Raw genomic sequence first — 18,473 nt, 5'->3', positions numbered from 1 at the left:
CTCAAGCGACCGACCATCCACCGTCGACCAGAAGGTTGGCACCGGTGACAAGCGCGGCAGCCGGCGAGGCGAGATAAACCACCGCGCCAACGACATCGTCCGTGTCGCCGATCCGGCCGAGGGGAATGTGACCGACAGTGCGATTGTAGAACTCCGGATCTGCCAGCGCGGGCCGGGTTCCATCCGTCCAAATGAACGTCGGAGCAACCGTGTTGACCGTGATGCCGTATTGCGCCCATTCGGCCGCCAGGCAGCGGCTCAAATGGTTTATCGCGGCCTTGCTCATGCAATAGATCGCTTCGCCGCGCAGGGTGACTGTCCCGGCCTGCGAACTGATATTGATAATACGACCGCTCTTTCTCTCGATCATGTGGCGGGCGACCGCCTGCGTGACGAGGAACGTGCCCTTGATGTTGACATCGAGGATCTGATCGAGGTCCTTTTCTGTGACGAGCTCCGCAAGATCGCCTGGAGCAACGCCGACATTGTTGACAAGCACGTCGATCTTTCCGAAGACGTCAAGCGCCTTGGCCACAGCTTCTGTGATCTGCCGGCTGTCTGAAATGTCCATGGTGACTGCGAGAATACGCCGGCCTGTCGACTCCAACTCGGCAACGAGATCGGCGACCGCCTCGACATTGCGGACGCCGATCACGACGTCTGCGCCCGCGGCCGCGCACGCAAGTGCACATGCTCGGCCAATGCCCCGCGCGGCTCCGGTGACGAGCGCGACCTTGCCTGCGAGACTGAAATTCGGTGCTTTGACTGTCATTTTCTTTTCCGTTCGACTTTGGTTTTGGCCTTATGCCGTAGCGGCCGCAAACCGCGCCGGCTTTCGGCCGAGGATGATCATTCCGAGAGCGTCTTGGGTCAAATCCCGCGTCGGATATGACCCAACCACACCACCGGACTTCATAACTGTAATCCGGTCCGATAGTTCGAAAACATCGTACATGTCGTGGCTGATCAGAAAAATGCCCAATCCCTGGCGCTTCACTTCCTTGATCAGCAAGCCGACATTTTTCGTCTCTTCAGGTCCGAGAGCGGCTGTCGGCTCGTCCATTATCAGGATCCGAGCATTGAAATGCAACGCTCTGGCGATCGCAACGGTTTGACGCTGGCCACCGGACATCGATCGTACCGATGCAGGAAGCCGCGTTTCTCAGGAAAAGCAGCCCGCCAAAAGTGCCACTCCTCAGCCATGAGGCGCAGATCTCGTAGCGCAATCCGGCGAGCAAAATATTCCGCCGTCCCGACACCGCTTGTTCGGGCGCCTACCGTTTAGAAGGGCCCCAGCGAGCCGCCGCCCGACTTTGGAACTCCGGCTTCACGGGCCGTGCAAGTCCGAAGGTCTAATGCATCGGATAACAGAGTTAGTCTTGTGGGGCAGGGCTCGTGAAATAAACTAAATGGGCTGGAGAAAGACTGTTTGCCTCTTATTTCAGGGAGGAGATCGGAAACGAAGAGCGAGAGGACCACGCAATGGCAAAGAGCACGATCTGCCTATGGTACGACAAAGACGCCGAGACTGCCGCCCGTTTCTACGCCGAGACCTTTCCCGACAGCGCAGTCGGTGCCCTCATTCGCGCACCTGGAAACTATCCAGATGGGAAGCAGGGAGACGTGTTGGTAGTTGAATTCACTGTCGCAGGCATTCCTTGTATCGGATTGAACGGCGGTCCCGCGTTCAAACACAACGAAGCGTTTTCATTTCAGATCGCAACTGACGGCCAGGAAGAAACCGACCGCTACTGGAACGCCATTGTCGGCAACGGCGGTCAGGAAAGTGACTGTGGCTGGTGCAAAGACAAATGGGGTGTGTCCTGGCAGATCACGCCGCGCGTACTGACCGAAGCGCTCGCGGCAGGCGGTGATCAAGCAAAGCGAGCTTTTGATGCAATGATGACAATGAGGAAGATCGATGTTGGGGTGATCGAAGCCGCTAGGCGTGGCTGAGCACCAGTGAAGGGAAGGGCGCTTTTTCAACGACCACCGGGCTTCTGATCTGGAATGCCCGCAGACAAGCCGTCTCTGTTTCAGCGACGTAAAGGACGCTGCCGTCCGGCGATAGACCTGGGGCCGATTTCGCTGCTGAACAGCGGACCTTGCTGCCTATTTCCCGGGTCGGCTCGAGTGTGCCCTTGCGGGTGCAGTACCGGAATGGGCGTCACGCGCAAAATGGTATAGCTCACCGTTGAACCTAGTAGGATTCTCCAGAAAAGGTGCGTGTCCCGTCGCGGCATACCACGATGCCTTGGCTCCAGGGCACAATGCCAGAAGGTGCCGCCCCATCGCCGGCAGGATCACCGTGTCCTCTTGGCCGTGGGTTACAAGGATAGGCGCCGCAAGTGCGGTCAATATGTCGTCGGAATCGATCTCGCGGGCCAGCAGGGCAGCCCGGATCTTCGCAGGCACGGCCATGTTCCAGCAAATTGCTGTCTCGAATACTTCGGAAGGTAGTTGCGAATAAGTGCACCCGCGCACGAAATTGCGGATTGCTTCGATGTTGCCGGGAAGGTCGTCGCTCGTGGCACCAATGACATGATCGAGGAAGCCGGGGCCAATCAGGGTGCCGAACGCCGCCTTATTAAGCGTAGTTGCCCCGCCCACGAAGTTGATGCCCGCAACATGGGCGGTTCCATGGGCGCGGAGATAGTCACCGATGATGAAGCCGGCGTAGGACCAGCCCACAAGAACAGGACTGCCAAGGTTGAGCTGATCTATGACGGCGGCGATATCATCTGCCCAGAGCTGCGGTTTAGTATAATGCTCCGCTTCAAGGGGCGCCTCCGACATGCCGTGACCGCGCAGGTCCAGGGCTACGAGGCGAAAATCCTCGGCAAGCGTGCTTTCGTACTGGTTTTTCCAGCAGAGATGGTTCTGCGACCACCCGTGGATGAAGAGGATCGACGGCGCATCTTCTTTTCCCCACTCGCGAACATGCAGTCGCAATCCTGCACCGCCAGTTACATTGTGAACCTTCATCGTCGCGTCTCCTTGTCAGCGTCGAATACAGTAAGAAGCATGGTATTCTGCGCGCGTAAGAAAGAGTGTGGGAAGAACCGTCGAAAATGCCGGGCCAATCGTTGAAAGAGCGCCGCAGCCGAGGTTGCTATAGCGCGTCAGCGAGAGGCGAGGGCACCTTGCTCAGTAGGCAACGTCTCCAAGGCAGTCGGGGTGCAGGTCAAAGCGCTATAACCAGCCGCTACGCTGTTTCTGCGACGAACCGCCTTGCTTCACGAACAAATTGCTCAAAGGCGGGCTCGTTGGCGAGGAGAATGTGGTTCGCGCTATCGAGATCGACAAATCGAGCCCCAGGGATGCCGGTTGCAAACTCCCTTCCGCACTGAAAGGGAACGACAGCGTCTTTTCTTGCGTGCAAGACCAGCGTCGGAACCGTCACCTGCGACAGGACGTCTGAAACGTCGATGTCCCCGAATGCCTCGTGCAAGCGACCCGCGTTGCTGGGCGACACGGAAATGCGCTGCAGTTCGTCAAACCAATCCATCTGCACCTGGTCCGCCCCTGGAATGAACATTGCAGTGAACAGATGCCGAAAAACCGGATTGTTCTGGCCCCATCCTTCGCGGATCAATGCGGTCATTGCCTCATGCGTTGCTACCTCATGACTGTCGCTTCGCTTGCGCCAGCCTTTTACAAATCCTCCATACAGGATGAGCCCTGAAACCCGCTCAGGATGTCGGACGGCATAGGCAACAGAGACGGCGCAGCTTTGCGATACTCCCAGAAGCGTGAATCGGTCGAGGCCTGCCGCATCGACCACGCTCTCCAGGTCAGCAATCATTGCCGTAAACGAGATATCCTCGGCAACCCAGTCCGAAAGACCGGTGCCACGTTCGTCATAGCGAATGAGCATCGCTTTTTCCGAAAGGGCGTCGATCCAATGCCTCCACACCGGGCTTTCCCAATCGTACTGGAGATGCGACATCCAATGTGCGGCTCGCACGATCGGTAGTCCGTGCCCACACACCGCGTAAGCAATCGTTACCCGGTCGGCCGTCTTGCAGAAGCGAATTTCCTGCGATCTGTTGCTGGGCGTCACAGATGGCAATGGGACATCCGTTTCGAATGTCCGGGACATGAGACCTGATCCTGGCCGTGGAAGTCGAAGTGACTGGTCTGGGGCATAGCCACAACTCTCGGCCAACTCGCTGCGGAAGATTGAAGGCTCCAACCGCTGCTCGGGGAGATCGACGCCGGCAGTCTCTTCGGTAAGTCTGTTGAGAACCATAGAATGAGCGTGCACTCGGTCGGGACAATCTCGAAGGCGTCGGAGGAGGGCGCGCAGAATTGCTGTGTGAACCCGCAGCGCTATGTCTCGGTGGTATAGCCGCCAGGCTTCAAAGTTCGGGCAGTGCGGCAGGTAGAGGCCCTCGAGAAATTCACCGCGAAATGTCGCGGCAAGCGACTCTAACGCATCCGTATCCAAGACGTCGAGGTCAGCGGGGCGGAGGGAGGCGATGCCGTTGAAGTCCACGTCGATTGTCTGAGGGCTGAGGAGAACGGAATTGTGGTCCGCATGCAGACGCTCATCACCTTCAATATTCACGATTGGCCTGAGTTTGTGGAGGCTCCACCTTAAGGAAGCCCGAGGGTCGTCTGGAACTTCCCAGAACATCTTACAAAGATGCTCGCGGCGCTGCGGCTTTCCGATAACGGCCAAATAGGCGAGAAGGGCGCGGGTCTTCTTCGACTGCGGCAGAGGCAGAAGCTGTCCCTGCTGCCTGACGTTGAGTTCGCCCAATACCTCAATGGTTAGCTGGCCGACCATGATACACCGACAACACGCTAGTGTTCAGCCAACAGCTTAGAACAATGCAGCTCAAGATGAAATCGGCTCCGCTTGCCGTCAGGCGATCAAGGGCAGGGCCGCCATATCAGACTGACAAGATTTCGGCGCGGCAACTTGGCGCTTGCGCCACCAGACCCCATTCTTCGAGATGGCACGGGATGACCGAGCGTGTGTCCCGCCATATCTCGGCTATGATGCGTAGCCCAGTCTTGCCTCGATCTGTGTCCGTCGAATAAAATGGTGGCATGGCCAAGCAGATCCTCTTCGTTCAAGGAGCCGGCGAAGACGCCCACGATCGCTGGGACAGCAAGCTCGTGGCGAGCCTCGAGCGCGAACTCGGCGAAAACTACGCTGTCGGCTATCCCCGAATGCCCAGAGAGGATGATCCCAGCTTCACAGCCTGGAAGGCCGCTCTAGTGAGAGCATTCGACTCACTGGAGGAGGGGGCAGTTCTTGTGGGCCACTCGGTCGGCGGCACCATTTTGATGCATGTGCTTGCCGGGCACCCGCCGAAAACAAGGTTGGGCGGGCTATTCGTCATCGCTGCGCCCTTCATCGGCGAAGGCGGATGGCCGAGCGATGACATCGGCGATTGCAAGGACTTCTCAGGCCGCCTTCCGCCCGACGTTCCGGTCTATCTCTATCATGGCGCCGACGACGCAGTGGTGCCCATTGCTCATGTTCATCTCTATGCGAAAGCCATTCCGCACGCCGTGGTCCGCACGTTCGAACGCAGGGATCACCAGCTCAACAACGATATGAGCGACGTCGCGCGAGACATTCGTTCCGTGGGTTAAGCTGAGGGCACGGGCCACCGGCAGAACAAGACCAAGAAGCCGTCGGCCACGGCGTGCAGCAGTGAGCCTTTCTCACGTCTAGGTGCCAGCCTGTTTGAATCGGCCGCCCGCTGACGTGTTTGCCTTTTACACCAGGAGTGGCATAGTCCAAATGCTGAATCTCGGGAAAAGACGTGGTTTGCCGTTCAGCGTCGCCGAGGTGTCCGCGATTGACAAATGGCCGCGAAGCCATAATCTGCTTTCAGCCCTTGTGATCATCCGCTTTTCGGAGACGAGGAGGATGCTAGTGCCGTCGCCCCGCAAACAGGTCAGGCCAAGCACATGAGACGGTTTCTGCTGGCGGGCATTGCTGTTTTCCTTTCGGCCTTCGGAGCGAACGCCGGGACGCTCGACACGCTTTCCCAGCACGGAACCCTGCGCATCGGCTACGTCGTCGACGAGGCGCCGTTCTCCTCCATCAAGCCTGACGCAAAACCGACGGGATATGCCATCGACCTCTGCGGCAAGGTCGCCGAAGAAGTCGAGCACGCGATTCCGCAGTTGAAGCGCGAATATGTAGAAATGACGCTGGCCAATGGCTTCGACGCAATCAAGGACGGTCAGGTCGACCTGCTTTGCGGTGCGATTACCGTCAATCTAGAGAGGCGGAAGCTTGTCGACTTCTCACAGCCAATCTTCCTGACCGGAGCGAGCGCGCTGCTGCGCAGGGACTCGCCCGACTACCTGCAAACCCTTTTTCTCGATGAGCCTGCTGTTCGTTCCGTTAGCCAGCGTACTGCATCCACCAGCATCATCGGCGTGCGTGCAAACACCACGACGGACGCAATATTGCGAGAGGCGCGCAGCATTGAGGCCTCTAACACCCGAATTGCTGATTTCGATACGCACGAGGACGGTCTCAAGGCGCTGGAGGAACACAAGATCGACGCCTATTTCGGCGATCGTGTGCTGCTCATGAACCTGGCCAAGCGAGCGCGCGATCCGTCCTCGCTCGAGGTCGGCGATCGCCTGTTCACGCATGAACCCTATGCAATCGCCCTGAGGCGCGACGACGCCGACTTCCGCTTACTGGTTGACCGCGCGCTGACGGATTTCTACCTGTCGGACGATTTTCTGCCGCTACTCGAGACCTATTTCGGAAGCGAGGCGCCGATGCTGCACACGCAAATCATGATGGAGCATGTGCCTTAGGGTTCATGGACGACGTGCGTTGTGTCGGTGAGTGCAGAGATCGACTCAGCCGCCTGTCGCGCCGCATCCTCGAGCCTTGAGCGCAGCCACCTATGGGCTGGGTCATGACCATGACGATTGTGCCACACCATCTGAACAGGCGTCGCAGGCGCCGCCCAAGGCAACTCCGAGACCGCCACTGATCGTGATCTGAGAAAAACGTCTGCCAACCTCGCAGGGGCGAGGGCCGCAGCCGAAGTTCCGGCCAGCAGCGTGGGAAGCGCGAGGAAGTGCGGCTGGATGACCTTCAGATTGGGCTTTGCGCCAATCTTCGCGAACTCTGCTGAAAGCGTTGCACGATCAAACATCTCCATACGCCGGGTCAGGCCGCGCTCGGAGATCTGCCCATCGTCGATGCCGCCCGCTGCTACCACAAAGAGAGGAAGAGCAGAAAGCTGATCGACAGTAATGGAGCGACCGGCAAGGGGGTGGTCAGGGGCGACTATCACCACGTCCCGCTCTTCAAAAAGCCGCTGGGCACGAAGACGATGCGGGATGTCCGAAAAGGACCCAAGAGCCACGTCGACCCGTCCCACGTCTATCTGAGCTGTGAGGTCGATCCTTGTCGCAGGCAGGATCGTCACCCCAACATGCGGTGCAAGTGCCTCTAGGGTCCGCAGAAAATGGGGGGCCACCACGGCAGTCATATAATCTGTCGCTGCGATGCAGAATTGCCGAGTAGAGGTCTCAGGTTCGAAGACCGGTGGTCCTATGGCGTGCTCGGCAGACACCAGTGCATCCCGCACCAGCGGTGCCATTTCGGTAGCGCGCGCAGTCGGCGCCATCCCCGCAGCCGTACGGATGAAAAGCTCGTCGTTCAACAGGGCGCGCAGCCGCGACAATGCGTGGCTGACTGCCGAGGGGCTGAGCCCGATCGCCTGTCCGGCGCGAAGCACATTTCGCTCCCGCATCACCGCATCGAAAACGATCAAAAGATTGAGGTCGAGGTTTTTCATTGGCTCACAAGCTCGTTTGCAGGCGGAACCTACCGCCAGCAGAGTGCATGTCATGCATTTTCATATTGTCAACATTGCACTTCCTGAAACAGGCAAGTCGAACGATGATCTGAGCATTGCAGGACATAATGGACGCCAGCGATGACCAGCGACCCGGGCAGCGTTTTAAATTCAGTTTCAGCCGTCGATCACGTGATGCGCGGTCGATTTGCCAACCGGTTCTATGTGGATCGCCCTGTGAGCCTTGCGACGATCACCGAGATCATTGAGGTCGCGCGTCATGCTGGAACTGGAGCGAATGTGCAGCCTTGGCGGGTGCATGTGGTGACGGGCCATGCCAAGGGGACCTTGATCAGAGCGATCGGAGTTGCGCATGAGACCGTGCCAAGCGCTCACTCACCCGAATACAATTATTTCCCGGAGAATCTGCCTGAGCCCTATGCTTCGCGCCGGCGCGAGTTCGGCGCCGTCTTTTACGGCTCAATCGGCATTGACGCCAAAGATCAAGCCGCGCGGGCCGCGCAGACCGCGCGCAACTACCGGTTCTTCGATGCGCCGGTCGGCCTCATCTTCACGATCGATCGACACCTGGAAAAGGGCAGTTGGCTCGATCTCGGCATGTTCATTCAGAACGTGATGCTGGCGGCTCGGGCGCGCGGTCTCGACACGTGCACGCAGGAGTTTTTTGCCCGTTACCATGCCGTTATCCGCCACCATCTGCCGCTTTCGCCCCAGGAAATGGTCGTCTGTGGCATGTCCATGGGTTTTGCCGACCCCGAATGGTCCCAGCGACGTCCGCCAATGCCGAAGGCGCCGGTTGAAGACATCGCTTCGTTTCACGGCTTTTGAGCAGTTGTTGGAGGAACTTTCATGACCGAGCGTTACGAACTGATCGAGGCAGCAATGGCTTTCATCGAACAGATAACAGACCGGACGCCAGGCGAGGAAATGGAGCGTTGGCTAAATGACGAGCATGGTCCTGGTAGCACAGTCTACGAAGACCTTGCGCACCGGGTGAGGCGCGGGGTCGAGCAGGGCTGGGCAGCCGACGTCGAAATCAGTGGGCGCCACTACCGTCGCAGCCGTCTTCTCGAGCCTTGCGCTCAGTCGCATTATTTCAGCTTGACGACTGTCTACATGGACAGTCGCGAGGGCCGCATCCCGAATGACCAGAAGCCGGCCCCGGAGCATGTCTTCCGCGGAGACTATCATCTCCATCCGTATGGCGAGTTCAACCTCGTTGTGCCGCTGGAGCCGTCCGCGGAACTGATGGGGCCGCTGGGATGGCGTCATGCTGGATGGACAGCGCCGGCGCCCGGCAGCCATCACTATCCCGAGGCTAGGGGTGGTGCTCTGATCGCCTTCTTCCTTCTGCCCTCTGGACGCATCTCCTACGACATCAAGGCACCCACTGCTGACTTGATCCGATGAACCGGGAATCAGGATGGACCCGGCCGTGCCATGAGGGCGTTGGAAGGAACAGAAGCCACGTCAAAATTGCCAGGAGGCTGCCATCAGTGACCGAGATCTTTGGAATAAAAATCCCCGACAGCAAATTGGCGGGTGAGGTCACGCAGTTCATTCGTGATACCGAGAGCGACCTGCTATTCTTCCACTCCACTCGAGTCTTCTTCTGGGGAGCCCTCATGGGAAAACAGAAGAACTTGAAATTCGATATCGAACTTCTTTACGTGGCGGCCATGTTCCACGACATCGGTCTGACCGAGGGGTATCGTGACAGCGAATTGCGCTTCGAAGTCGATGGCGCCAACGCCGCCCGTAACTTTCTGCGGGCCCATGCCATTCCGGAATTGGACGTCGAGAAAGTGTGGACCGCGATCGCTCTTCACACGACCCCTGGCATTCCCGAACACATGCACCCGGAGATATTCTTGGTGCAGGCCGGGGCTGGCATGGACGTGGCCGGACGCGGCTACGACAGCTTCAGCGACCACCAGCGTCAGGCGATTGTCTCCGCGTACCCGCGCGCTGCCGACTTCAAGAACGGGATAATCAACGCCTTCCATGACGGGATGAAGCATAGGCCACATACTACCTTCGGCACTTTCAACGATGACATTCTTGCGTTCAAGGACCCAACTTTCCACCGCGCAGATCTCTGCAGCATCATCCTTCATTCACCGTGGGATCAATGACTGCCGAAGAGCAAAAGCAGCGTATTGTCGCAGCAGGCATGAGTGTGCGGACGCGGCAAGGTGCTTACGCATCGGCAATTGCTCCTGGACGTCTGAGTGAAGCGTTCGCGGAGTAAATTCGTTAGAGTAGATTTGTAGGAAGTCAGGCAAAATGCCCATAAAGTATAGGAAACACAATGGGTTAAGTCTATGAATTAAGCGGTTTCTTCATCGAAGCGCTTGAGACGCTGCGAGGGGTCGGGTGCATGCCTCGGTCCAAAAATGGTCGCGGCGCGTGTGGTTCTCGCCAATATTGCCCAGGCTTAGGTGGCACGACGTTCCGTCCGTCGAAAACGCTAAACCTATCACGCACAATCGCGTTTCAATCGATGTCGAGATCGGGAACGGCAGCGGCCTTGCGGCAGCTTGCTCAAGCGGCCTGACTGGCGGCCTTCACCGGGGGGGTACGTCGGCTGCTGGCTTTATCCTTTTCCTATTTCTGCGAGAGCCGTTCCCAATCGAAAAACTATGAGCTCGTCGTTAAGCTGGACGCAGCAACGCGAGGTGGAATCTCGTCTCATTGACAGGGCGCGAATGCTGGAAGGAAAGGGGTCGCGGAGCATTGGGCAGATTCTCTACGCCGACCTGAAGGAACCTTATGGCAACCTATGATTTCATCTTCCATGCTTTTACCACTTTGTTAGTGACTGTCGATCCGCCGGGCCTTGCGCCGCTTTTCCTCGGCGTAACGCACGGCATGACGCGCCAGCAACGCAAGCTGGTCGCAGGCCGTGGCGTAGTGATCGCTTTCGGCATTTTGACCACTTTTGCCCTTTTTGGTGCGACGATCCTTCAAACGCTCGGCATATCGATGGGCGCGTTTCGTGTTGCAGGCGGACTGATGCTGTTTACGATCGCTTTTGAAATGATCTTCGAATTGCGCCAGCAACGTCGATCGCGCAGCAGTGACGCCGCCATTACCAAGGAGCACCTGCATCACCTGGCAGTGTTTCCAATCGCGATCCCGCTCGTCGCCGGGCCGGGTGCTTTGTCCGCGACAGTGCTGATTGCAGGAACACTGGATGGAGTAGTCGGAAAGCTTGAGTTGATGGGCGTCATTGCTGTCGTGATGGGATTGGTCGTCGCCGCGCTTATCCTGGCGCAGAAGGTCGACAGGGTGCTCGGGGTCAGCGGTCGTGTACTGCTTACCCGTTTGCTCGGGGTTCTTTTGGCGGCGCTTTCGATCCAGTTTGTAATTGACGGTATCCGCTCGGCATTCAACCTCTAGAAGATGTGATAAGGCGTGACTGGGCCGCCGTTGAGCCGGATCGACTACTGGTTGCCGATAAATTTCAATCCGGTGTAGGGTCCGCTCATGCCGTAGTTGCCATTGTTGGACGAAGTATTGCCATTGCGGATATGCGAAGCGAAGCTTGGTGTACCGGCCTTATGATTGCCTGCCTTTAGGATTGGTTTTCGTCCGCCGTGTCCTCCATGACCTGCGGCTGAAGCATCAGCGGCAACCATAAGACTGGCCGCCACTAAGGCAGTGCTGACCACGATCATTGTTGTTCTAAACATGAGCCGGTTATCTCCTCTGATATATTCGCTTCGGCACGAAGCTTATGGGCATTAAGGCATCGAGGCTTTGGAACGGGGCAAAACGAGGGATGCGCGTCACGTGTGCCCATATGAATCCAGGTTTTGGATGACTACGGTCGCGTGCCGTCCTCTCAGGCCGAATGTGTACCTCTTTATGGTGGCATCCTCTCCATCTGGAGTGTCGGATGCTATGCTCTCCAACGTTAATCGACCAATGCCATTGGCAGCAAACAAGTCTTGCTGAGATACCGATAATGCTTCGGCCAGCAAATGCGCGTCGAAGCCGAACGCCCAGTCATCGCCGTTGGGGTTGATTATCTCCGCAAATCTCGGGGCGTGGATGTCTCGGGTTGGCTGATCATCTGAAATGAACAGAAAAATTCGCGGCTCTAGGATCCAAAATCCTTGATACGGGAATCCTTCGGGTAGAGCGTTCCCTTGTCCAAGCAACGGGATACTCATTCTTGCCCCTCTTATGCGCGCTGGTTGTCTTCACGGGTAGCTTTAATCAACCGGTTCTTGCAAAACAACTCAATAGGCCGTTACCGGCAGATAGCAGTCGGCATGAGCTAAGGAACCGCGTACAGCGGCTAGGGAATTGACGACGATAGGCCATCTGATTTCACCCCGGAGATTGCGACACCCATAGGCAACAGGTACCGCCCCAAGCGCCCGAACTCGCGAAGTATTACGGAATAGCTTCGGGTGGAGCGCGCCCCGCGCTCGCGGTAACTTGCTGAGCAGTGGCCACGCGCTGAACGAATGATCCGATAAACGCACCAAGCGTGAGCTTCGCCAGGTCCATAAAGCCGCCGTTGGGCTTCCATAACTCCAAGGCCGAGAAGATCAGCGTCAGTGCTCGCTACGATGGCAGTCACTGAATTGACTGCGGCGATGGCCCTAGCCAACTCCCGGTTACCGGTCCAATTGAGGCAACAAAAAATCTAGAACTGAAAAGCCGTCGGCCTCTCCGCCGCAGGATGGAGGCGTATGCCCAATGAGTGCCGAATTTGCAGTGGCCAAAGAGCGAGAGATTGATCCGGTCGACTCGCTTATTTGTTCTTTTTATGTTCTCGTTTAATGTCAAACGGCGCGCTCTCTTGGAAACGTGCATCCTTGCGCCTCATTCCGACCAATTGTTATGTGGAGAAAGTATTATTTTGGCTGCAGTGAAGGAGTTAAAGAACGGCCACGTGATCTCGCGGCAGCAGCGTGACGTCAATCGGCCGCCCGACCCCGTTCTAAAACTAACGGCGGTCGCGTTCTTCGAGGGTGTCTATAGTATCGGCAGTGACAAGCAAACCAGATCGGCTCACTGCAAAAAGATTGCCCTTAGTCTGTCCACATCAACATCTCGGACATCGGCTGGCACTTCGCTCGCGGGATGAGCCCTAAACCACTCCGCCGCTTCCCGCACGCGATCACCATGCGGCGATGGATACGAGCCAAGGCGCAAGATCCACTCACGGACGGTCTCCCTCTCTATGCGTCCTCTTTCGTATCGGTCGCAGACGGATTTAGCTGACGCTATCAGGTCATTGATTTTCAACATGTCGCCGGCTCTCCCGGCCGCTGTCGCCTTTCGGCACATATCGACCGGATGAGAATCCTCGCGAACCCGGAAATGCTACGCACACGGCCATCTTTGTCAGTGATCACAAATTCACGCTACAGAGATAGAAATGGTCAGCGGTTGCGATAGTCGAAAAGCGAAGCTCGTGGAGCTCGTCACCTGTTACGCTCCTGGTGCCGGAACGCCTTCCACAATAAAGACGCGATACTCAGCGCCCTTCAGGCGATGTACCCGGGCGTCCTGGTAAAGCGGACTGTCGTACCAAGCCTGAGCAGCATCCATCGTCGGAAACTCTATAATGACGGATCCGTCTACCGTAGGCCCTTCCAGCGTCCTGGACGGTCCGTAGAAGGCGAGAGCCTTCATATCGTGTCCTTCCCTTGCAAGGGGCGCCATCTGTCCATACGTCTTGAATTCCTCGGGGTTCGTAATGCGGTCACGGACGAATACAACATAGGCGCTCATTTCAGTTCCTTTCGTTCTGCAATCCGGTCATCCTTATCGCCAGTTAGTGACATCGCCAATGGACGTTGTCGAGCCCGCTCTCCTGCGAAACCGAGGCCCGCCCGACGAAATTATCATGGAACTGCTGTGCGACGTTCCGCAATTATGCCGTCGAGGCGCGCGCCCTCGTCGCCGAGGAACGTGCACCGGGCCCTTCTAGCCTTGTAGCCCGGGCACTATCCCGACACTAATGGGCATCTTCAGATCCATGTGCCCGCGCAAGGAGCCTGCCGACTACTGACAGCTTTCTCCGGAGATCAATTTCCCTTTCGTCCAGCCGACAGCAGAGAGTTGTGACAGCATGACGGCGTCCATGCCCAACGCTTCGTTATCGATTTAAATGCGCCGCGGCTTCGGTAGAGGACTCCGGACGTTGAGCTGCAGTCTTCAAGTATCCAGAGAGGCGGTTGCACCCTGGACGATACGACGAACATTACCTGGTTGATCCGCGCGTCATTTGATGCCGGATCGGTCAAAACCGCTTGGGATCGATTGCAGTCCCGGCCGGATCGCGCCAAAGGCTGTCACGTACGCTTTCGATGTGTTCGGCAAGAGAAAGGCTCCACGCCAACGTGACAGGAAGGCCCGCATCCGCAAATCAATGATGATCGGCAGATGCCTTCCTGGAACCACTAATGGTACGGAGCGCAACGCAGCGTATAAATGCGGCGGGGACGGAGCGTCGAAAACATGAGGGCATTCAGGTCTTCGAGATCGCATGCGTGTCAACCGGACGCGAGAGCATCGCCGAGCAGTGTTTCGGCGGACTATCGAAAGGAGTAGCTTTTGTTCGAAACCGAATGAAGCTATATTGCCGGGGTCCGGCAAAGCCAAGGTGCCGGAGGGGGTAGAATACTTTCACGAAGTCGCCGTGTATCCGCTCTAACCACGCTTAGTGAGCAAGGTAAGGCCGGGACACCTATACCTATTGTCAGATAAATCCGCGGACATTTCCTGGTGCGCTGGGGTTTTCGCAGCGGAAATTTGCGAAAGGAACACCGTGGATTACCAAATTATGGGTCCAAGAGTGTAGAGGTGAAGCTGGTTGTCCTGAGGGCGGACCGATTCCGGGGGGCGGCCCAGGCTAAAGCCCCGATCATGTAAACTTGCATCTGCATCATTGTTGATCAAGGAGAGACGCATGACACAACACGTTCTTTTCATTGTGACCAACGCGGCCGCGATCGGCCCGCACAATCGCAAGACTGGCTTCTTTTTCGCCGAGGTCGCTCATCCCTTCGATGTCCTCGACAAGGCGGGAATTGCGGTAGAGTTCGCGTCGCCCGCGGGCGGATGGACACCGTACGACGCGTATGACGAAAATGATCCCGCCCAAAAGGAATTCATGCAGAGCAAGGCTTTTCGTCGGCTCAATCGCAGCCGAAAACTATCCGAGGTGGATGCTGCAGACTACGACGCGATCCTGATACCAGGTGGCCTTGGCCCAATGGTCGACATCCAGCGCAATTCTGATGTCCAGAAGGCTGTCGTGCGGGCATGGAGCACGGGCAAGCTGGTGACCGCTGTTTGTCACGGGCCGTGCTCGTTGCTGGGCGTTGACCTTGGGGATGGCACGCCGTTCGTGCGCGGTAAAAAGCTGACATCGTTCTCGAAAAAGGAAGAGTACGATTACGCGCGCGAGGACGTGCCATACGAGCTTGAGGACGCATTGACGGCGGAGGGTGCCGAGTACTCGTCCGCAGCTAACTGGGAGCCCCATGTCGTCGTTGATGGCCGTCTCATCACTGGTCAGAATCCTGCCTCAGCGGGACAGCTGGCTAAAGAATTGCTCGCCGCCTTGAAAAAGTCGGCGTGAGACCGCTGCGTGGCGGCTGGCCAGTGGACGTCGACGAACATTCGGGGGAAAGTCGCGCCTTGCGAATTAACGCAACCGTTCCCATCTGTGGTCAGCCACCCTTTAATCCGCAAACCTCCGCGACCGTCTGTCTCCGGGCGCGTCGATGACTTGCGCCTGGGGTGAGGGGCGCTCCCTCAAAGAGGTCGAGCGCCCTCGGACGATTTCGATACCATTTTCAGAGAAGAGGCTCATGGTCATCTGGTCGAGCGATTGGTAACAATGCCCTTAGCTGCCAAAAGCTGCTGGTAAACTTCCGAGTTCTACGACAATGAAGTGGCTGCGGAGGACGGCCCGCCGACGCTGATTTGGGCAAGTGTGCAGACAGGTAGCAAAACAACCATGTTCCAGGTTTACGCCGACGGCTCGTTCGATGCTGGTTCTGGCACAGGGAGTTGGGCATTTGTGGCGTTTGAAGGTGACCGAACCATACACACCGCCACCGGATCGGCCCGCGGCACTTCGAACAACTCGATCGAAGTGATGGCCATCGTACGAGCGATGACCTGGATCGAATCCGAAACGGGTGGGCAGGCCTGCGCTCTGTGGACCGACTCCGTTCATGTCATCGAAGGTTGCCGCCGATGGCGGGCCATCTGGCGTACCAACGGATGGACGGGGATCAACCCAAATCCACGGTCGAGGCGGGGTGTGATATCGGATTTGGCACTTTGGCAGCAATTGGACGCTCTGCTCAATCGCAACGCTCAAGTGAGCATTGAATGGTGCAAGGGGCACTCGGGCGTTCCTGGGAACGATCTTGCCGACGCATTGGCTAGAGGGTTTCCGTCAATTTGACGCTAGTCATCCTCGTCGCCAGTTCCAGCAAGGTCTGTCCAATGAATTCACTGGAGGGTGATTGGTCCGCAGGTCCGCCTCAGGACGTTGGACGTGCCCAAGCCCGGCCTCATGGCGAAGGCGATGACGACGGCCATCGAAGCGCAAGGGAACTCGCCGCGGGTCAGCGGGAGGCATCGTCGTCACGAAATCTTACGCCTGTGGGGTAAGAGACCGCATGAAGGAGGTTCCTGTTCGATCCGCGGATCACCGTGACTCGATGTCGGCGAAAACAGGCTCAGATTCAAAACGCTCTCGACACGTTTTCACACGAAAATCCGAATAGCCGATAGTTCCCGCTGGATGCGAAATCGAATAACATCTCTTCATCAGAGATTGTCAACGAGGGCAGTAAGGATGTCTTTGCAGCCGATCCAATACGGGCTCACGAGGGCAGTTGCCTTTGGCATCCTGATCATTCTTCCGGCTGTTTTCCTGGCCTCGTGTTCGACGGTCGGCAGAGCTGGCGGCCAATCTGCTTCCCTAGCCGCGAGCAAGTCGGCAGATTCCGTCAACGGCAAAGACAAAGCGGACGAGCGTCGGCGATGGGCAACGAGAGTGCAGCGAGATAACGAGTTAGCTCCGAGCGGGTCGCAACCAGGTTCCTATGGGTCTTTCGGCCCTCGTTTCAGTTGGTGATCAGCGGGCTGTTCGTCCGTGACCACTATTCATCTCCATCGAAGAGTCCGCGGACGATTGGCCATCCGCCGAGAAGTCGTGAGAGCGACCCGTTGGCTGACCGACGGCGACGGAAAGAGGAACTCACAGGGCAAGAGCCTGAACGTGGAGCAGACGTGTCAGATCGGAAGGAGCGAGTCGATCGATGAAGCACGACTAGGTTAACGAGGAATGGGGAGCCATCGGGTCATGTCCGTTATGTTCCCATCGGCCGAAACCTTGAGCGATGCAATGGAGGATCGATTACCTCTTCGGATGCGGCCTGGGTCCTGCGATAATGTGCTGGGCCAGTCTCTCGTAGTCTCCATCGAAATGATGGCCACCGGGCATGCCAATCACTTGTGCATTGGTGCCCTGCAACGACGGGCAGGCATTGTCGTGATAGTCTTCAGTGCCGTAGATGCACTGAACTATATCCGGGCTGATCGACTTGAGGTCATCCGCAGGGTTTCCACCTTTGCCTTCGGTCTGCAAGCCAAGCCATCCTCTGAGCGAGACCACATAATCGACCTTGTGGGACATGGCCAGAAGTGAGATCTGCCTGATCCTGCTCTTTTGTTGTCGGGACAGTCTTTTGTAGCTCGCTGGCATCACGTCTGCGCCGAAGGAATATCCGACAAGAAGGACATGCTGAACGTTGAACCGCGTGGTGTAGTAGTCGATGATCCGGCCGAGGTCCTTTGCCGTTTCCCCCGCGGTTCGCTGCGACCAGAAATAACGCAGCGAATCGAGGCCGATGACAGGAATGCCCTCTTTCTGCAACGAGCCGCCGACTTTCGCGTCAAGCTCCTGCCATCCGCCGTCCCCTGAATAGAGGACTGCTAACGTGTCCTTGGTCGGTTTGGCGTCCATGATGTGGAGCGGAAGATTGAGCGGGGGATCATCGCCGTATGGCCGCCCGCCCGGGTTCACGTCTTGTCGCGCGTTCGCGGGGCCGCCTATAATCGCGAGCAGGCCGATAGTAATCATCGCGTATTTCAAGATCATTTGCGGGAAACCCCTTTCAGTCTCCGTTCTCGGCACCCTCACGTCGAGCGAACGGAGAATGGCCCGGCACCACGCGGTGTGTATAGTCCGATAACAGCCACAGCAATAGAAGGCATTGGAATGGCGAAGATCATCGAATCCGGCGGCGTGATCATCGGCCAAGCCTCGGGGCCAATTCTCGCCTCGAATGTCTCTTTGTCCTTTCTGGGGCGGTGTGGACCCATCCACGGGAGAAGTGATGGATCGACACTATCCGCTCGCGGGTCAAAGGCTGGGAGGCGCCGTGCTGGTGTTGCCGAGCGGCAGGGGATCCTGTTCGGGCAGCGGGGTCCTCTTGGAGCTCATTCTGTCGGGCAATGCGCCCGCCGCTTTAGTTTTCTCGGAGCTCGAAGAGATATTGACGTAAGCTCGCTTTTGGCGAACTCGCTCCGCGAGCCGATGGCAGCAAGCCTACGCTCTTCGGCAGTTGATCCGAACACCGTGCCATCCAAGCGCTGCAGGCGCTT

19 protein-coding genes and 1 pseudogene are annotated in these 18,473 nt (G+C 57.5%); 10 read left to right on the top strand and 10 right to left on the bottom strand.

Features of this window, described 5'->3' with window-relative positions:
- Position 1 precedes the first annotated feature (1 nt).
- Positions 2–772 (bottom strand): SDR family NAD(P)-dependent oxidoreductase, encoded by a 771-nt coding sequence (locus tag FHT86_RS22315; protein ID WP_133709651.1) that lies wholly within the window; start codon positions 770–772, stop codon positions 2–4.
- A gap of 30 nt (positions 773–802) precedes the next feature.
- A pseudogene (locus tag FHT86_RS22310) lies at positions 803–1,144 on the bottom strand (ATP-binding cassette domain-containing protein); the annotation flags it as partial.
- Between the two features lie 338 nt (positions 1,145–1,482).
- Between FHT86_RS22310 and FHT86_RS22305 the strand changes: the two are divergent.
- Positions 1,483–1,956, top strand: a complete 474-nt coding sequence (locus FHT86_RS22305) for a VOC family protein (RefSeq protein WP_133709649.1) — start codon at positions 1,483–1,485, stop codon at positions 1,954–1,956.
- Between the two features lie 156 nt (positions 1,957–2,112).
- On the opposite strand, the gene FHT86_RS22300 is transcribed toward FHT86_RS22305, so the two are convergent.
- A complete protein-coding gene (locus FHT86_RS22300; protein ID WP_133709648.1) occupies positions 2,113–2,985 on the bottom strand; it encodes an alpha/beta fold hydrolase in 873 nt (290 codons plus the stop codon).
- 220 nt (positions 2,986–3,205) lie between these two features.
- On the bottom strand, positions 3,206–4,792 hold the full coding sequence (locus FHT86_RS38135) for an alpha/beta fold hydrolase (protein ID WP_246779610.1): 1,587 nt from the start codon (positions 4,790–4,792) through the stop codon (positions 3,206–3,208).
- Between the two features lie 266 nt (positions 4,793–5,058).
- Here FHT86_RS38135 and FHT86_RS22290 point away from each other — a divergent pair, with 266 nt between their 5' ends.
- Positions 5,059–5,610: an alpha/beta fold hydrolase gene (locus tag FHT86_RS22290; protein ID WP_133709647.1), complete on the top strand. Its 552-nt coding sequence runs from the start codon at positions 5,059–5,061 to the stop codon at positions 5,608–5,610.
- 321 nt (positions 5,611–5,931) lie between these two features.
- Positions 5,932–6,801 (top strand): amino acid ABC transporter substrate-binding protein, encoded by an 870-nt coding sequence (locus FHT86_RS22285; RefSeq protein WP_133709646.1) that lies wholly within the window; start codon positions 5,932–5,934, stop codon positions 6,799–6,801.
- Here the strand turns inward: FHT86_RS22285 and FHT86_RS22280 are convergent.
- Positions 6,798–7,796, bottom strand: coding sequence for a LysR family transcriptional regulator (locus tag FHT86_RS22280; RefSeq protein WP_133709645.1), 999 nt, complete (start codon positions 7,794–7,796; stop codon positions 6,798–6,800). The two genes, FHT86_RS22285 and FHT86_RS22280, sit on opposite strands and share 4 nt — an antisense overlap.
- Before the next feature lie 141 nt (positions 7,797–7,937).
- On the opposite strand from FHT86_RS22280, the gene FHT86_RS22275 reads away from it, so the two are divergent.
- The 4 genes from FHT86_RS22275 to FHT86_RS22260 all read left to right on the top strand — a co-directional run bounded on the left by FHT86_RS22275 (position 7,938) and on the right by FHT86_RS22260 (position 11,219).
- On the top strand, positions 7,938–8,645 hold the full coding sequence (locus FHT86_RS22275; protein WP_133709644.1) for a nitroreductase: 708 nt from the start codon (positions 7,938–7,940) through the stop codon (positions 8,643–8,645).
- A 21-nt stretch (positions 8,646–8,666) separates the two neighbouring features.
- Positions 8,667–9,227: a DUF4863 family protein gene (locus FHT86_RS22270; RefSeq protein ID WP_133709643.1), complete on the top strand. Its 561-nt coding sequence runs from the start codon at positions 8,667–8,669 to the stop codon at positions 9,225–9,227.
- Between the two features lie 86 nt (positions 9,228–9,313).
- A complete protein-coding gene (locus FHT86_RS22265; RefSeq protein ID WP_312862452.1) occupies positions 9,314–9,952 on the top strand; it encodes an HD domain-containing protein in 639 nt (212 codons plus the stop codon).
- A gap of 637 nt (positions 9,953–10,589) precedes the next feature.
- Complete coding sequence (locus FHT86_RS22260) at positions 10,590–11,219, top strand: MarC family protein (RefSeq protein ID WP_133709641.1); 630 nt, start codon at positions 10,590–10,592, stop codon at positions 11,217–11,219.
- 44 nt (positions 11,220–11,263) lie between these two features.
- Here the strand turns inward: FHT86_RS22260 and FHT86_RS22255 are convergent, their stop codons facing one another.
- The 4 genes from FHT86_RS22255 to FHT86_RS22245 form a co-directional block, all read right to left on the bottom strand.
- Positions 11,264–11,512, bottom strand: a complete 249-nt coding sequence (locus FHT86_RS22255) for a hypothetical protein (RefSeq protein WP_133709640.1) — start codon at positions 11,510–11,512, stop codon at positions 11,264–11,266.
- A gap of 96 nt (positions 11,513–11,608) precedes the next feature.
- A complete protein-coding gene (locus tag FHT86_RS22250) occupies positions 11,609–11,995 on the bottom strand; it encodes a hypothetical protein (RefSeq protein ID WP_133709639.1) in 387 nt (128 codons plus the stop codon).
- 850 nt (positions 11,996–12,845) lie between these two features.
- Positions 12,846–13,085 (bottom strand): hypothetical protein, encoded by a 240-nt coding sequence (locus FHT86_RS38675; RefSeq protein WP_133709638.1) that lies wholly within the window; start codon positions 13,083–13,085, stop codon positions 12,846–12,848.
- 183 nt (positions 13,086–13,268) lie between these two features.
- Positions 13,269–13,571 carry a DUF1330 domain-containing protein gene (locus FHT86_RS22245; protein ID WP_133709637.1) on the bottom strand — a complete coding sequence of 101 codons (303 nt, stop codon included), beginning with the start codon at positions 13,569–13,571 and terminating at the stop codon, positions 13,269–13,271.
- A gap of 1,180 nt (positions 13,572–14,751) precedes the next feature.
- On the opposite strand from FHT86_RS22245, the gene FHT86_RS22240 reads away from it, so the two are divergent.
- Positions 14,752–15,426 carry a type 1 glutamine amidotransferase domain-containing protein gene (locus FHT86_RS22240; protein ID WP_133709636.1) on the top strand — a complete coding sequence of 225 codons (675 nt, stop codon included), beginning with the start codon at positions 14,752–14,754 and terminating at the stop codon, positions 15,424–15,426.
- A 381-nt stretch (positions 15,427–15,807) separates the two neighbouring features.
- Positions 15,808–16,263, top strand: coding sequence for a ribonuclease H (locus tag FHT86_RS22235; protein WP_133709864.1), 456 nt, complete (start codon positions 15,808–15,810; stop codon positions 16,261–16,263).
- Between the two features lie 960 nt (positions 16,264–17,223).
- On the opposite strand, the gene FHT86_RS22230 is transcribed toward FHT86_RS22235, so the two are convergent.
- A complete protein-coding gene (locus FHT86_RS22230; RefSeq protein ID WP_133709635.1) occupies positions 17,224–17,967 on the bottom strand; it encodes a virulence factor family protein in 744 nt (247 codons plus the stop codon).
- A gap of 187 nt (positions 17,968–18,154) precedes the next feature.
- Here FHT86_RS22230 and FHT86_RS38130 point away from each other — a divergent pair, with 187 nt between their 5' ends.
- Positions 18,155–18,373 (top strand): aconitase X swivel domain-containing protein, encoded by a 219-nt coding sequence (locus tag FHT86_RS38130; RefSeq protein WP_312862449.1) that lies wholly within the window; start codon positions 18,155–18,157, stop codon positions 18,371–18,373.
- Positions 18,374–18,473 lie beyond the last annotated feature (100 nt).

Origin of the sequence: Rhizobium sp. BK313, assembly GCF_014193655.1 — a bacterium.
GTDB lineage: Bacteria > Pseudomonadota > Alphaproteobacteria > Rhizobiales > Rhizobiaceae > Rhizobium.
Note: the sequence above shows the minus strand (reverse complement) of the source record. Positions and strands in the feature narration are given on the sequence as shown.

Coding starts and splice junctions, on each gene's coding strand:
- FHT86_RS22230 (WP_133709635.1), bottom strand. CDS start 17,967: ATGATCTTGAAATACGCGATGATTACTATCGGCCTGCTCGCGATTATA.
- FHT86_RS22290 (WP_133709647.1), top strand. CDS start 5,059: ATGGCCAAGCAGATCCTCTTCGTTCAAGGAGCCGGCGAAGACGCCCAC.
- FHT86_RS38135 (WP_246779610.1), bottom strand. CDS start 4,792: ATGGTCGGCCAGCTAACCATTGAGGTATTGGGCGAACTCAACGTCAGG.
- FHT86_RS22280 (WP_133709645.1), bottom strand. CDS start 7,796: ATGAAAAACCTCGACCTCAATCTTTTGATCGTTTTCGATGCGGTGATG.
- FHT86_RS22255 (WP_133709640.1), bottom strand. CDS start 11,512: ATGTTTAGAACAACAATGATCGTGGTCAGCACTGCCTTAGTGGCGGCC.
- FHT86_RS22315 (WP_133709651.1), bottom strand. CDS start 772: ATGACAGTCAAAGCACCGAATTTCAGTCTCGCAGGCAAGGTCGCGCTC.
- FHT86_RS22235 (WP_133709864.1), top strand. CDS start 15,808: ATGTTCCAGGTTTACGCCGACGGCTCGTTCGATGCTGGTTCTGGCACA.
- FHT86_RS38130 (WP_312862449.1), top strand. CDS start 18,155: ATGTCTCTTTGTCCTTTCTGGGGCGGTGTGGACCCATCCACGGGAGAA.
- FHT86_RS22285 (WP_133709646.1), top strand. CDS start 5,932: ATGAGACGGTTTCTGCTGGCGGGCATTGCTGTTTTCCTTTCGGCCTTC.
- FHT86_RS22270 (WP_133709643.1), top strand. CDS start 8,667: ATGACCGAGCGTTACGAACTGATCGAGGCAGCAATGGCTTTCATCGAA.
- FHT86_RS22260 (WP_133709641.1), top strand. CDS start 10,590: ATGGCAACCTATGATTTCATCTTCCATGCTTTTACCACTTTGTTAGTG.
- FHT86_RS22275 (WP_133709644.1), top strand. CDS start 7,938: ATGACCAGCGACCCGGGCAGCGTTTTAAATTCAGTTTCAGCCGTCGAT.
- FHT86_RS22245 (WP_133709637.1), bottom strand. CDS start 13,571: ATGAGCGCCTATGTTGTATTCGTCCGTGACCGCATTACGAACCCCGAG.
- FHT86_RS38675 (WP_133709638.1), bottom strand. CDS start 13,085: ATGTTGAAAATCAATGACCTGATAGCGTCAGCTAAATCCGTCTGCGAC.
- FHT86_RS22240 (WP_133709636.1), top strand. CDS start 14,752: ATGACACAACACGTTCTTTTCATTGTGACCAACGCGGCCGCGATCGGC.
- FHT86_RS22250 (WP_133709639.1), bottom strand. CDS start 11,995: ATGAGTATCCCGTTGCTTGGACAAGGGAACGCTCTACCCGAAGGATTC.
- FHT86_RS22305 (WP_133709649.1), top strand. CDS start 1,483: ATGGCAAAGAGCACGATCTGCCTATGGTACGACAAAGACGCCGAGACT.
- FHT86_RS22300 (WP_133709648.1), bottom strand. CDS start 2,985: ATGAAGGTTCACAATGTAACTGGCGGTGCAGGATTGCGACTGCATGTT.